At 46.2% G+C, this 14,061-nt stretch carries 12 protein-coding genes; 11 read left to right on the top strand and 1 reads right to left on the bottom strand.

From position 1 onward, the window contains the following. Positions 1–27: 27 nt before the first annotated feature. The 6 genes from KNO99_RS03855 (at position 28) to KNO99_RS03830 (ending at position 8,178) form a co-directional block, all read left to right on the top strand. Positions 28–2,232, top strand: a complete 2,205-nt coding sequence (locus KNO99_RS03855) for an FtsK/SpoIIIE family DNA translocase (protein WP_214745408.1) — start codon at positions 28–30, stop codon at positions 2,230–2,232. A 400-nt stretch (positions 2,233–2,632) separates the two neighbouring features. Further along, positions 2,633–3,352 carry a GntR family transcriptional regulator gene (locus tag KNO99_RS03850; RefSeq protein WP_074034655.1) on the top strand — a complete coding sequence of 240 codons (720 nt, stop codon included), beginning with the start codon at positions 2,633–2,635 and terminating at the stop codon, positions 3,350–3,352. A gap of 130 nt (positions 3,353–3,482) precedes the next feature. Then, positions 3,483–4,571: a BMP family lipoprotein gene (locus KNO99_RS03845; protein WP_214745675.1), complete on the top strand. Its 1,089-nt coding sequence runs from the start codon at positions 3,483–3,485 to the stop codon at positions 4,569–4,571. 63 nt (positions 4,572–4,634) lie between these two features. Beyond that, on the top strand, positions 4,635–6,161 hold the full coding sequence (locus KNO99_RS03840; RefSeq protein ID WP_214745406.1) for an ABC transporter ATP-binding protein: 1,527 nt from the start codon (positions 4,635–4,637) through the stop codon (positions 6,159–6,161). After that, entirely contained in the window at positions 6,158–7,222 is a 1,065-nt protein-coding gene (locus KNO99_RS03835) for an ABC transporter permease (protein ID WP_214745404.1), read from the top strand. The genes KNO99_RS03840 and KNO99_RS03835 overlap by 4 nt, the downstream gene beginning before the upstream one ends. Continuing rightward, entirely contained in the window at positions 7,219–8,178 is a 960-nt protein-coding gene (locus tag KNO99_RS03830) for an ABC transporter permease (RefSeq protein WP_214745401.1), read from the top strand. The genes KNO99_RS03835 and KNO99_RS03830 overlap by 4 nt, the downstream gene beginning before the upstream one ends. A gap of 160 nt (positions 8,179–8,338) precedes the next feature. Here the strand turns inward: KNO99_RS03830 and KNO99_RS03825 are convergent, their stop codons facing one another. Continuing rightward, positions 8,339–8,587, bottom strand: a complete 249-nt coding sequence (locus KNO99_RS03825; protein WP_074034651.1) for a ferredoxin — start codon at positions 8,585–8,587, stop codon at positions 8,339–8,341. Between the two features lie 142 nt (positions 8,588–8,729). On the opposite strand from KNO99_RS03825, the gene KNO99_RS03820 reads away from it, so the two are divergent. The 5 genes from KNO99_RS03820 to KNO99_RS03800 all read left to right on the top strand — a co-directional run bounded on the left by KNO99_RS03820 (position 8,730) and on the right by KNO99_RS03800 (position 14,058). Beyond that, positions 8,730–9,752: a YpbB family protein gene (locus KNO99_RS03820; protein ID WP_214745398.1), complete on the top strand. Its 1,023-nt coding sequence runs from the start codon at positions 8,730–8,732 to the stop codon at positions 9,750–9,752. Continuing rightward, on the top strand, positions 9,736–11,163 hold the full coding sequence (locus tag KNO99_RS03815; protein ID WP_339962320.1) for a RecQ family ATP-dependent DNA helicase: 1,428 nt from the start codon (positions 9,736–9,738) through the stop codon (positions 11,161–11,163). Before KNO99_RS03820 ends, KNO99_RS03815 begins: the two co-directional genes overlap by 17 nt. 369 nt (positions 11,164–11,532) lie before the next feature. Beyond that, entirely contained in the window at positions 11,533–12,396 is an 864-nt protein-coding gene (locus KNO99_RS03810; RefSeq protein ID WP_214745396.1) for a MerR family transcriptional regulator, read from the top strand. Positions 12,397–12,456: 60 nt separating this feature from the next. Next, the gene (locus KNO99_RS03805; RefSeq protein WP_074034646.1) at positions 12,457–13,035 is read left to right on the top strand and encodes an adaptor protein MecA; all 579 of its coding nucleotides are present in this window, start codon (positions 12,457–12,459) and stop codon (positions 13,033–13,035) included. Positions 13,036–13,131: 96 nt separating this feature from the next. Next, positions 13,132–14,058: a D-alanine--D-alanine ligase gene (locus KNO99_RS03800; protein WP_214745394.1), complete on the top strand. Its 927-nt coding sequence runs from the start codon at positions 13,132–13,134 to the stop codon at positions 14,056–14,058. Positions 14,059–14,061 lie beyond the last annotated feature (3 nt).

Genomic DNA, 14,061 nt, shown 5'->3' with positions numbered 1-14,061 from the left:
GCCTTCTTTTTTTAGGAGGAACTAAAAGTGGCTCAAAAAACAAGAAAAACACCCGTGAAGCGGAAGCGACCAGCAACGCGCAACACGAGAAAACGGAAAAAACAGCCGATTGCGCCACGTACATATGGATGGGGAATTTTCGTTCTTTCCATCGTCGCATTCGTATTTGCCTTATTCGATTTTGGATGGATTGGTCGGCAACTATCTGATTTGTCCGAATACCTGTTTGGTGGCTGGGGTGCGCTCACCTATTTGATGATTGCCATCCTGTTATGGATTGCATTAAAACCGATGAAACCGATGGAGCGAGCAGGACTGCTCAGTATGACCGCCTCATTTCTACTATTTGGAGATTTACTTTGGGGAGATGAGCGCGGTGGGGTCAACGGTGCACTTTATGGGTTAAACCAATACTTATTTTCTGATTTTGGTCTCATCTTTTTAGGCATCGTCTGTTTTATCCTCGGTGTTTCCCTCTATGTCCCAACGATTTGGGGAACCATCTATCATCGCCTAGAGGAATCCGTAATGGCCGTGAAAAAAGAATGGCAATCGAGACCGAAAACAGAAAAAAAACAAGACAATAAGCAAAATCAAGAACCGAAGCGGTCGCGAAAACCATCGCCTGAGCCGATGCTGGCAGAAGCCGATTTAGAGGTGGAGTCAGAATCAGATGTGGTCACGATGAATGACATCCCAATCGTCGGATTCAGTGAGAAAGTTGTCGCGGAGAAAAAAGAGGAGCCTAAAAAGGAGTCGTCTACGGAAACGGATGAATCGATCTCGACCGAGGAGATGATGATGACCGCGGCGCAAGACGTCTCAGATACGTATGAGCTCCCGCCGTTCACCAATCTGAAGGAACCGGTGATCACCGATTTATCTGGGGAAAATGCGCGTCTGAAAGAGAATGCAGCTAAGTTAGTGAAGACGCTAAAGTCGTTTGGTGTAGGGGTGAAAGTATTGAAAATTCACCTTGGTCCGACGGTCACAAAGTATGAGTTACAGCCGGACATTGGTGTGAAGGTCAGTCGCATCACTTCGCTTAGCGATGATCTCGCACTTGCGCTTGCCGCGAAAGATATTCGAATCGAAGCACCGATTCCAGGCAAGGCGGCGATTGGTATCGAGGTACCGAACCAGGAAGTCGCTCCAGTCTGTTTACGAGAAGTGCTTGAAGCAGACCCAGTGAAACAAGACGATTCGAAACTGCTCGTTGCACTCGGACGAAGCATTAGTGGGGAGACTGTCGGCATCTCACTAAATAAAATGCCGCATTTACTCGTAGCAGGATCGACAGGTTCCGGTAAATCAGTCTGTATCAACGGGATGATTGTATCCATCTTGATGCGTTCTCGACCAGATGAGGTCCGTCTCATGATGATTGATCCAAAAATGGTCGAACTCAATGTTTATAATGGTGTGCCGCATCTGTTGACGCCGGTTGTCACAGATCCGAAAAAAGCGGCCCAGGCACTGAAACAAGTTGTTGCCGAGATGGAAAGACGATATGAGCTGTTCAGTCGATATGGTGTCCGCAATATTGAAGGATACAATGAACTAGTAGACAAGTCCGATGATGAGGATGCAAAACGTCTACCTTTCATCGTCGTCATTGTCGATGAGTTGGCAGATTTGATGATGGTTGCTTCAAATGACGTTGAGGACGCCATCATGCGACTCGCGCAAATGGCGCGGGCCGCAGGGATTCATATGGTACTGGCGACACAACGTCCGTCGGTTGACGTCATTACAGGGGTCATTAAAGCAAACATCCCGTCTCGCATCGCATTTGCGGTCTCATCACAAACCGATTCCCGTACAATCTTGGACGGAGGAGGAGCAGAAAAACTACTTGGGCGTGGCGACATGCTCATGCTTGCTAATGGGATGAACAAGCCAGTACGTGTCCAAGGAGCGTTCGTCTCCGATCAAGAGGTCGAAACGGTCGTCAATCACGTCATCGCACAGCAACGTGCGCAGTACGTAGAAGCGATGATGCCGAAAGAAGAAGAGGTGACGACGATTGACTCGGACGATTCATTGTTCGGAGAAGTCATTCAATTCATCGTTACCCAGGAAACGGCTTCGACCTCAATGATTCAACGAAGATTTAGAATTGGTTATAATCGGGCAGCGCGTTTGATTGACTCGCTTGAAGAGGCGGGATATGTAGGTCCGTCAGAAGGTTCGAAACCACGAAAAGTATTAATTCATGAACAAGATGAATGATTTTAAAACGAACGATTGTATATATTGATATACAATCGTTCGTTTTTTGTTCCTTTTTATACGATATGGAAATATTCGCGCAAATCAGAGAGGTTCGCTATAATATAAATGTAATATAGCACATATGTCCTATAACGTTTATTAGTACATACTTTTAAAAATGACTGAAACGCTTACATTTTTTAATAACGTTTACATTTTACAAAAGTTTTTCAAACTGAATCTAAATGGGTAAAATGGACTCAGAGGTACGGTTCGAGATGGTTTTTTAAAATATTTCCTTGATTCCGAACAAAAACTATTGCGTTCTAATTCTCGAATCCCTATACTTAATATTGGCAAGGACATTCATACGTCAGATGTCTGAGCACTGGTAAGTAAATTAAAGGTGGTGAGGCCAATGTCGATTAAGCTCGATCATCGATTGCTCTATCTTCGAGTGATTGAGAAAATTAAGCAAGATATCGACGCTGGTGTCTATCGTGAAGGTGAGAAGTTACCTTCAGAGTTCGAGCTTTCGAAGCAACTCGGAGTAAGTCGAGCGACACTTCGTGAAGCGTTAAGAATTCTCGAAGATGAGAAATTTGTCGTGCGAAAACATGGAGTAGGGACATTTATTAGTTCTAAACCGCCATTCACGTCAGGGATTGAAGAGTTGTTCAGTGTCACTGATATGATCACACGCGCAAAAATGACACCAGGAACGAAAGTATTGGTGGCCGAGAAAGTGTTGGCAACAGAGAGAGAAGCCGAGCGTCTCAAGATTGAGCCGAACTCACCGATTTATCGGATTGTTCGAATTCGATATGCGGATGACACACCGGTCGTTTATTGTGTCGACAAAGTGCCGGCCCATCTCGTCTCAAATCCTGAGGCATTGACTGAAGGAAAGTCTTTGTTTGACTCTCTCGAAAAAGAGGTAGGACGTCGAGTCGCATACGCGATCACGCACATCGAACCGAGTGTCAGCTCTGAAATTTCGTCACAACTTCAGACGGACCAACCGTTACTCGCTTTAAAACAATTGCATTACGATGAGAGTGATTTACCATTGCTCGATTCGGCCAACTTTTTCCGAGCTGATCGATTCGACTTCCACGTCGTACGTAAACGAGTGTAACCGAACAGTTTTTTGACGGAAGAGTTATTTTTGGGGAACAGCGTGAAAGCGCTTTCTTATACCGGTGTAAAGACTACTGATAACATGACAACAAAATTTGTTATGAACCGAAAGGGGAAACACGACGATGATGAACAAAAAGAAAACGATTCTCTCAGCTTTAGCAGCAGGACTCACACTCTCTACAGTACTCGCAGCATGCGGTGGAGATGACAACGAAGGCGGCTCATCTTCAAACGGCGAAGGCGGCGAGGGCGGCGACTTCAAAGTAGCAATGGTTACAGATACTGGCGGTGTTGATGACAAATCATTCAACCAATCTGCTTGGGAAGGTCTCACGAAATTCGGTGAAGACAACAACTTGACTGAAAACGAAGGATACAAATACCTTCAATCAGCTAAACAAGCGGACTACCAGCCAAACTTGCAACAATTGGCTCGTGACAACTTCAACTTGATCTACGGTATCGGCTTCTTGATGGCTGAAGACGTACAAAAAGTTGCTGAGCAGTTCCCAGACAACAACTTCGCAATCGTTGATATGGTTGTTGATAAGCCAAACGTTGCTTCAATCACGTTCAAAGAGCAAGAAGGTTCATTCCTCGTTGGTGTCATTGCCGGTCTCACAACGACAACTGATAAAGTCGGTTTCATCGGTGGAGTAGAATCAGACTTGATCAAGAAGTTTGAAAATGGATTTAAAGCGGGTGTCATGGCTGTTAACCCAGAAGCAACAATCGACGTGAAGTATGCAGAAGACTTCAACTCGGCTGAAAAAGGAACAGCAATCGCTTCAGGTATGTACGGTTCTGGATCGGACATCATCTATCACGCAGCTGGTGGTACAGGTGTAGGGGTATTCACAGAAGCGAAAAACCGTAAGAAGAACGGCGAAGAAGTTTGGGTAATCGGGGTTGACCGTGACCAGTACGAAGAAGGTCTTCCAGAAGACGTTACGTTGACTTCAATGGTTAAACGTGTAGATACAGCTACTTATGATGTATCGAAACAGACGATGGACGGAGAATTCCCAGGCGGCGAAATCATCGAGTTCGGTTTGAAAGATGACGGTGTCGGAATCGCAGAAACTTCTGACAAGCACGTTTCACAAGAGATTCTCGATAAAGTTGAAGAGTACCGCCAACAATTGGTTGACGGAGAACTCACTGCACCAGCAACTGACGCTGAGTTCGAAGAGTTCATGAAAAACGTAAAATAATTCATTTGAGTGAAGGGGGGACCCATGTGGTCTCCCTTTACTTAAAGTTAGGGGTGAACTTCCTTGGAATATGTAATTGAAATGCTAAATATTCGCAAAGAGTTCGGTACGTTCGTTGCGAACGACAATATCACACTCCAATTGCGCAAAGGAGAAATCCATGCGCTTCTCGGAGAGAACGGGGCGGGGAAGTCGACGCTCATGAACGTGTTATTCGGTCTCTATCAGCCTGAAGGCGGAGAGATTCGTGTGCACGGAAAGAAAGTGGATATTGAAAACCCGAACATCGCCAACGAACTTGGGATCGGGATGGTCCACCAACACTTTATGCTAGTTGAAAAATTCACAGTCACTGAGAACATCATCCTTGGACTTGAGCCAAAGAGCGGTGTGACGATTGACCGTGCGACAGCCCGTAAAAAGGTCATGGATATTTCAGAACAGTATGGACTTAAGATTGATCCAGATGCCAAGATTGAAGATATTTCAGTCGGCATGCAACAACGTGTAGAAATCTTGAAGACGCTCTATCGTGGGGCGGATATTTTGATCTTCGATGAACCGACGGCAGTGTTGACACCACAAGAGATTCAAGAACTTATCCAAATTATGAAACGTCTGATTGCTGAAGGTAAGTCGATCATCTTGATCACGCACAAGCTGAAGGAAATTATGCAAGTCGCAGATCGTTGCACGGTCATTCGCCGTGGACGTTACATCGGTACCGTTGAAGTGGATGAGACGGTTAACGAAGATAGTCTTGCTGAAATGATGGTCGGACGAGAAGTCAATTTTGATGCAGAGTATTCGAAAGCCGACCCGCAACAAGTCGTTCTCGACGTTCAAGGACTTGTCGTTAAAGACAGTCGTGGTTTGAAAGTCGTCGAAGGATTAGACCTTCAGATTCGTGCTGGAGAAGTACTCGGGATTGCCGGAATCGACGGCAACGGTCAGACAGAACTGATTGAAGCGATTTCTGGGCTCAAAAAACCGGAATCGGGTAAAGTTTTGCTCAACGGAAAAGATGTGACGGGGCACACGCCACGTAAAATGACGGAAGCTGGCATCGGACACATTCCACAGGACCGTCATAAACATGGTCTCGTCCTTGACTACTCGATTCGTGACAACATGGTGCTTCAAACGTACTACAAAGAACCGTTCTCGAAACGAGGACTCATGAATTATAAAGCAGTGGCAGAGAAAGCGAAGGCGTTGATTGAGAAGTTTGACGTCCGAACTCCATCCATCGACGTTCCGGCGCGTGCCCTTTCTGGTGGTAACCAACAGAAAGCAATCATTGCCCGTGAGGTCGATCGTTCACCTGATTTACTCATCGCAGCACAGCCGACGCGTGGTCTTGATGTCGGTGCGATTGAATTCATTCACGAACAACTCGTTAAAGAACGTGAAAAAGGCCGTGCCGTCTTGCTTATTTCGTTCGAACTTGATGAGATTTTACACGTATCCGACCGGATTGCCGTTCTTTATGAAGGAAAAATCGTAGGAATTCGTGATCCGAAAGAGACGACGGAACAAGAGCTTGGCTTCTTGATGGCCGGCGGTCAGAGAGGGGACGACAAAGAATGAAAAAATTAAGTTTAAATCAACTTCTCATTCCATTCCTATCCATCATTTTAGGACTTCTCGTCGGAGCCATCGTCATGTTGATTGGTGGATACGACCCGATTCAAGGCTTTATCTCCTTGTTTGAAGGGATGTTTGGAAGCCCATATGCCGTCGGAGAAACGTTACGAGCAGCAGCACCACTTATCTTCTCAGGTCTCGCGGTTGCCTTCGCATTCCGGACCGGGCTATTCAACATCGGGGTAGAAGGTCAAGTATTGATCGGATGGGTAGCAGCTGTATATGTAGGGATCAACTTCGATTTGCCGATGTTCATCCATTTACCGCTTGCACTTCTCGCAGCGATGGTCGCAGCAGCACTTTGGGCTTTCGTTCCTGGATTCTTGAAAGCGAAGTTTTACGTCCATGAAGTCATCACATCTATCATGATGAACTATATCGCGCTTTATACGACAAACGCGATTTTGCGTAACGTCATCGGTGTGACGAACGAACGTACAGATTCAATCAACGAATCGGCATCGCTTGCGTCACCGTGGTTGCAAGAGTTGACGACGTACTCACGTCTTCACTGGGGTGTCCTCGTTGCGGTGCTCGCAGCGATTGTGTACTACTATATCCTTCAGCGTACGACACTCGGTTATGAGTTGCGTGCAGTCGGTTTCAACAAACATGCCTCTCAATATGCGGGGATGAGCGTTGACCGTAACATCGTCCTTTCGTTTGTCATCTCAGGGATGTTCGCAGGTCTCGCAGGTGCGATGGAAGGTCTCGGGACGTTCGGTAGTATGACACTTTCCGCATCGTTCACAGGTGTCGGGTTTGACGGGATCGCAGTAGCTCTTCTTGGTGCCAACACAGCGATCGGTGTCATTCTCGCAGCGATTCTATTTGCTGGATTAAACATCGGTGGATTGGCGATGCAGCTCGGTGCGAACGTACCGTCTGAACTTGTCAAAGTCATCATCGCAGCAATCGTCATCTTTGTGGCATCTGGTTACGCCATTAATTATGTCGTTGAGAAACTTAAAGGAAATCGTAAGAAAGGAGTGGAGAAAAAATGAGCTTCTTAGAAGTCCTCTATATCGTCGTACCGGTTGCACTTGCCTATGCGACTCCACTCATTATTGCAGCACTCGGTGGAATCTTCAGTGAGCGCTCTGGTGTCGTTAACATTGCCCTTGAAGGTATTATGATTATCGGTGCCGCAACAGGGATCATCACGACGCTTACGTTAACAGACTTAGGAGCCGGTGCATTTAGCCCATGGATCTCCTTGCTCGTTGCGATGGTAGTCGGTGCGCTCTTCTCGCTCTTCTTGGCTGTTCCGGCCATCCTATGGCGTGCAGACCAAACGGTTCTTGGAGTAGCGATCAACATGCTTGCGATCGGTCTCGCCATCTTCGTTGTGCGTGTGCTTTACAACAAAGGTCAAACTGACTTTATTGAGTACCGTATTGCGAAGGAGAACGTACCATTTTTATCAGATATTCCTGTATTAAAAATGTTCTTCATTAACGTGCAATACACGTCATTCGTTGCCATCGCTTTAGCGTTTGTCGTCTGGTTCGTTATCTTCAAGACGCCGTTCGGACTACGTCTTCGCTCAGTCGGAGAACACCCGATGGCCGCTGACACGATGGGAATCAACGTCACAAAAATGCGCTTCATGGGCGTCATGCTTTCTGGTGCGTTTGGTGGTCTTGCCGGAGCGGTATACGCCGTCACGGTTACGACGAACTTCAGTGGAACGACAATCGTTGGTCAAGGATTCTTGGCGATTGCCGCAATGATCTTCGGGAAGTGGAATCCACTCGGAGCGCTCGGCGCTGGATTATTCTTTGGGTTCGCCCAAGCGCTATCGATTATCGGAAGCAACTTGCCTGTCATCAATAACGTGCCGCAACTATTACTTTTGATTGCACCTTATGCCCTCACGATTCTAGCGCTCGCTGGACTCGTCGGTCGTGCGGATGCACCGAAGTCGGTCGGTATTCCATATATTAAAGGAAAACGTTAATTCGGAATAGGACATATGTCCATTATGAAAAGGTTGTTTGGTGCTTAAGCCGAACAACCTTTTTTGTTATACTTGGCTAGAGCTGTCATGATTAGAATGGAACGGAGAAGCGGATCAAAAAAAGACATATCGGTCATCTGACCAATATGTCTTTCCAAGTTTATTCGTACTTCAATGCATCGCCATCGAACGATTCGTCTGCCACTTTGATTGAATCGGTCGGGCACCCTTCGAATGCATCCATCATGTCTTCGTACAACTCGTCAGGGATTTCCACAGTACCTGTGTTGTCATCCATCAAGTTGAATGCGAGACCTTCATCATCGTAATCGTAAATATCTGGTGCTGCTGCGCCACAAGCTCCGCATGCGATACATGTATCTTTATCGACGATAGTAAATTTTGCCATGATAATAACCCTCCAAACGGTTCGTTTCTCTTAGAAATCAATCTACTGTCTACGAGTAATTGTAGTCTACATACCCAATTATTTCAATGAGGAAACGAGTGTCTTTTTGGTAGGATAATGATTTTTTTAAGGATGTGACGACTTGGTTCATTTAGCAGATGGAGTTTTACTGCTGGCCATTAAGCGATTAAACGGGGAACGGAGTGAACGTAGCCTGTTCCATGTCTTGAACGGAAAGCGCTCGGCCACGACGTTACAAGACGCGTTCTTTTATGAGCTAGAGCCTGTTTTTGGGCAATTTCCTCAAACGACGTACTCATATGAGTCTTTATTAAAAGGATTTGAAAAGCGGGGATGGTTGGACCGCAAACAATTTAAACTGACAGAAGCGGGAAACCTATTGTCTTCACCTGAAACGGTTAAAGATTTATTCAATCGTTTAGGGGGAGAGCGCCGTGATTATAATGTGACGACGTGGAAACGTTTGAGTCTCTTTGTCCAGACATTCATGTCTAGAGAACATGAGAGGACGTTTTATCCCGTTCAAGCCGATCGACCCGCGGAACAGTGGGTCAAACAGTTGTTACAGATCGATCGAGATTGGAAGGTGCTTATGCAAACATTCCATCATGAGATCGAGGCCGCGCTTGACATCATTGGAGATCCATATGCGACAGCGGTCGTCTATCGATTTACGGGAGCCTTTGAGACCGGTCTGACCTATGAACAAATCGCCAGTCTCCTTGATGTCGATTCGGAGGCGGCTCGCCTTTATTTTTTAGCAGGATGGAATGAACTGTTAACTGTGTTGCCGAAAGAGGCGAAGCTTCGTGGTTTCACGTATGGGTTGTCGACTGAGCGAATGACCTTTTCGGCGCGTGAATCGTATGATCTCTTTCTCAAAGGCTATTCGTTTCAACAAGTTCAGTCTCGCCGACGACTACGAACGAGTACGATCGAGGATCATGTGGTGGAGATGGCAATGTATTTAAACACCTTTCCCCTTGATCAATTTGTGCCGAGCGACGATATCGTCACAATCGAGAAATTGCGAGACCCGGAGAGCTGGGCTTTGAAACCTATCTTCGAAAAGATGGGCAACGTGAGTTACTTTCAAATACGCCTTGTGTTCGCAAGGTTGAAACGAGGTGAGACATTTGTATGAATCGACATTGAAACGCGTGTTCGGATATGATTCGTTTCGTCCTGGGCAACATGAAATCATCCATTCCGTTGTCGAAGGGCAAGATGTATTAGCCGTCATGCCGACAGGGGCAGGGAAATCCTTGACGTTTCAACTCCCTTCGTACATCAAAAATGGGGGATTGACGGTCATCGTCTCACCTCTCCTCTCTTTAATAGAAGACCAAATGCTCCATATCCGAGAGCGGGGAGAACGTGGTGTCGCACGTTTGACGTCGATGGAGTCTTCTGAAGAAAAACAAGAAATTATCAATCATTTGAAACGTTATCGATTTTTATATCTCTCCCCCGAACAGTTGGCCGTTCCGTACGTTACACGCGCACTCTCAAATGTGAAGATTCAAATGCTCGTCATTGACGAGGCGCACTGTATCTCACAATGGGGTCATGAGTTTAGACCAGAATATGCGCGCTTAGGCGAACTACGCAAACAAATCGGGAGTCCTCAATGCATGGCCGTCACAGCGACGGCTCCTGAGAGCGTGAAGCAAGATATCATTGAGAAGTTGGCACTCTTTTCACCGGAGCAGTTCGTGCATTCCGCGAATCGACCAGAAATTCGCTTGATGGTCGAACGACTTGAAAAAGAAAAGAAACTTGAACGGCTAAAAGAATTGGTGAGAGACGTTCCAAAACCGGCAGTCGTCTATACGGCGACGCGTCGAGAAGCGGAAGCGTTGGCATTTGAACTAGACGACGCGTTATTTTATCACGGCGGCATGTCAACGGAAGACCGACGACTCGTCCAATCTCAATTTTTACGTAATGAAGTGTCGGTCATGGTGTGTACGAGTGCATTCGGGATGGGCGTGAACAAAGACAACGTTCGTTCTGTCATTCACTATCAAATCCCTGCAACGGTGGAAGCGTATATGCAGGAGATTGGACGAGCGGGTCGTGATGGAGAGCCGGCGTTTGCTGTCCTCCTCTATGCGGATGGAGATGAACGCATTCAACAATTTTTGATTGATGGTCAATATCCAAAAGACGAAGAGATTCGCTTAGCATACTTTGAGTGTGAAAATGGCACGACACTTTCGCAATTACCCCGCTTATTGAGGATGAACGAAGAAGACCCGAAATTCCTTCTTTTAAAGCAGATGCTGTCTGAACGTTCGCTTCAAGAGGCGCTCGATTGGGTAAAAGAAAGAAAACGTGATCGCTATCGTCAGCTCGGACAGATGATGGATTATGCACTTATCCGAACGTGCCGACGTGATTATTTACTCCGTTATTTTTCGGAGCCGACAATCGACCAAGAGGAATGTTGTGATGTGTGTGGGACAATTGAGTTTCCTGAGACACCGCAAATTGTTCGAAAAAATGTGACAGAATGGAAAATACGGTTGACGCAAATCTTTTCCTTTGAATAATATCATAGTAAAATGATAAAAAAGGTAAAGGAGGGCATACGTTGCGACATCGGAATCAGGCAGATTCTTTACGCGAGCAGTTGGCGGACACGCTGCCGTCTCGATCGGAGAGGCAAGAGCATGAACGGAAGAGGAAGTTGAATGATAACTTAATGAAGCGCCCGTTGGCGATGACTCTAACCTTCGCCATGTTAGCGATTATTCTCATTTTCATATATATCGGGCGAGATGCCATTTTTTAAGAAGGGTGCGGACATGGTCCGTGCCTTTTTTATTTTGGGAAAATACTCGATTGCACAATAAAAGGGGTAAACCTCTTTAATTGAGGATATACTTATATCATAGAACGAATAGGAGAGGAGGGCGGAGATGCCGAAATACTCCATTAAAACTGTGGCGACGTTGACCGGTGTCAATCCAACGACCATTCGAGCTTGGGAACGGCGATATCAATTTATCGTACCGAGCCGGACCGAATCAGGTCACCGCCTGTATTCAGATCAAGATGTCGAGAAAATTAAATGGGTGGTAGACAAGCAAAAAGAAGGGTTGACGGTCTCACAAGCAATCCAACAACTCCACCAAGCTCCTGAACCAGAACCGACGTCTGCGAAGCTTTACGATGAAGAGTTAAAGGATGCTCTGCTTCAGGCATTGCTTTCTTTTGATGAGCGGACCGCGCATGATCTAATCAATCGTGCGTTCAATACGTTCAGTTTTGAAAAGGTCACAAAAGATATCATTGGACCGTTACTGATGGATATAGGTTCAAAGTGGGAGCAAGGAACGATTACGATTGCCCATGAGCACTTCGCCACGGCGTTTTTACGGGCACGTCTCTCTACGTTGTCACTTCAAATGCCGATGAACCCATTTCTTCCACGAGTCACTTGTGTCTGTGCACCGGGTGAGATGCATGAAATCGGATTGTTGTTTGTCACACTTTATTTGCGCCAACATGGGTACGACGTCATCTTTTTAGGAGCGGGCTTCCCGAAAGAAGATTTAAGCAAGGCGCTGCACGACATCGACACATCTTGCCTTATTTTCGCATGCACGTTAACGGACCATATCCCGAACTTGTTAGAGGCGATGCATTATATTCAAGAAGAGCACCCTACATTAAAGATTGGGGCGGGAGGATATGCGGTCAGCCTCGAACGGAGTCGGTTCGATGATGCATTTCTTGGTGATACGCCAGAAGAGTGGACGAAATGGTTATCAACTATTTGACACGGGATTAAAACGGGAGTAGCTTATTAGTAGGATTGAATATTCACTGGAGGTTTTCGATTGAGATTTGAAAAACAAACAAAAGAACATCTTCGTGTATATGTGACTGCGAATGAGCTTTCGTTACGTGGGATCGCTATCGATACGATCGTGGGGGAAAACGGTCAACAGCTGTGGAAAGAATTACTTGAAACAGCAGAGAGTGAATACGGATTCTCTCCACAAGGAGCGGTCGATTTGAATGTGACGATGTTTCCTCGTGATGGTCTCGTCATCGATGTTCAAAAAGGTGAGGCCATAGCAGAGCTTGATGTCGAGCAAGTTGAGATTCGACTCACAATTGATGTCATCCATCATTTGATTTATCAGTTTGATGATATTGAAGATGTGATTAACGCGTCGATTCAACTGTTTCCACATATACATGAGACTGAGCAGGGCGGAGCACTTTATCACTATGAGGGACGGTACTATCTTCACTTCGTGGAAGTGCTACCTGAGAAAGTGGAAGAGCGTCTCGCTGCCATTTTATCCGAATATGGAAAGACGACCACGGTCAGTCCGTACGTCATGATGGAATATGGAAAAACGATTCAAACTGAACAGGCTGTGAAAGAGCTGTACGATGCATTCGCATAAGTACGGCTTTTTTACTTTTCTGTTTCTATTGTTTTTGACATGTCCGTGTTATGATTAGACATGAATTTTCAGTAGTTAGTTGAAGGAGAGATTGGAATGAAGGTCGCTGTATTGTATGGTGGAGTGTCAGGAGAACGTGAGGTATCCCTCACAAGTGGACAAGGGATGATTGAGGCATTGACGGAGCGTGGCCATGAGGTCACGGCAATCGATTTTCATCCAGAACGCGCGAACGAGTTATTGACGTTAGATGTCGATGTCGTCGTCAGCGCATTACACGGGAAGTATGGCGAAGATGGTCGCGTCCAATCATTGTTAGAAATGGCGGGAATCCCGTACACAGGGTCAGGTGTCTTGGCATCTGCTCTTGCGATGGATAAGGCACGAGCGAAAATCATCTTCGCAGCATCAGGCATCCGAGTGGCGCGCGACGTGTTAATTGAATCTGTGGATTCGATTGATGCGAAAGTAGCTGAGTGGGGAAATGAGTTTCCGTGTGTCGTCAAGCCTGCACAAGAAGGTTCTTCGAACGGTTTGACGATTGCGATGGACGAGTCGATGTTACGTGCGGGAATTGATCGAGCATTTGCATGTGATTCAGCGGTATTAGTCGAGCAGTACATTAAAGGAAAAGAACTGACGGTACCGGTCATCGGGAACTTCGGGAAAGAAGAAGCACTTCCTGTCATTGAAATCATTCCAAAAAATGAGTTTTACGACTATGAGTCGAAGTATACAGAGGGTGGTTCGATTCATGTTTGTCCAGCCGAAATTTCGGATGAGTTGACGATGGAAGTGCAACAAGCGGCTATCATGGCTCACCGTGCCCTCGGTTGCTCAGGGTACTCACGTTCTGATTTCCTCGTATCGGAAACGGGAGAAGCGTATATTTTAGAAACGAACACGCTGCCTGGAATGACGCCGTTGAGTCTTTTCCCGGACAGTGCGAAAACAGTCGGAATTTCGTATGGCGAGCTTTTAGAACGCTTTATGGAGCTAGCACTCGAACGCGAGTCGAAGTAAGTT

This window comes from Exiguobacterium sp. s189 (assembly GCF_018617615.1).
GTDB classification, from domain to species: domain Bacteria; phylum Bacillota; class Bacilli; order Exiguobacteriales; family Exiguobacteriaceae; genus Exiguobacterium; species Exiguobacterium aestuarii_A.
Note: the sequence above shows the minus strand (reverse complement) of the source record. Positions and strands in the feature narration are given on the sequence as shown.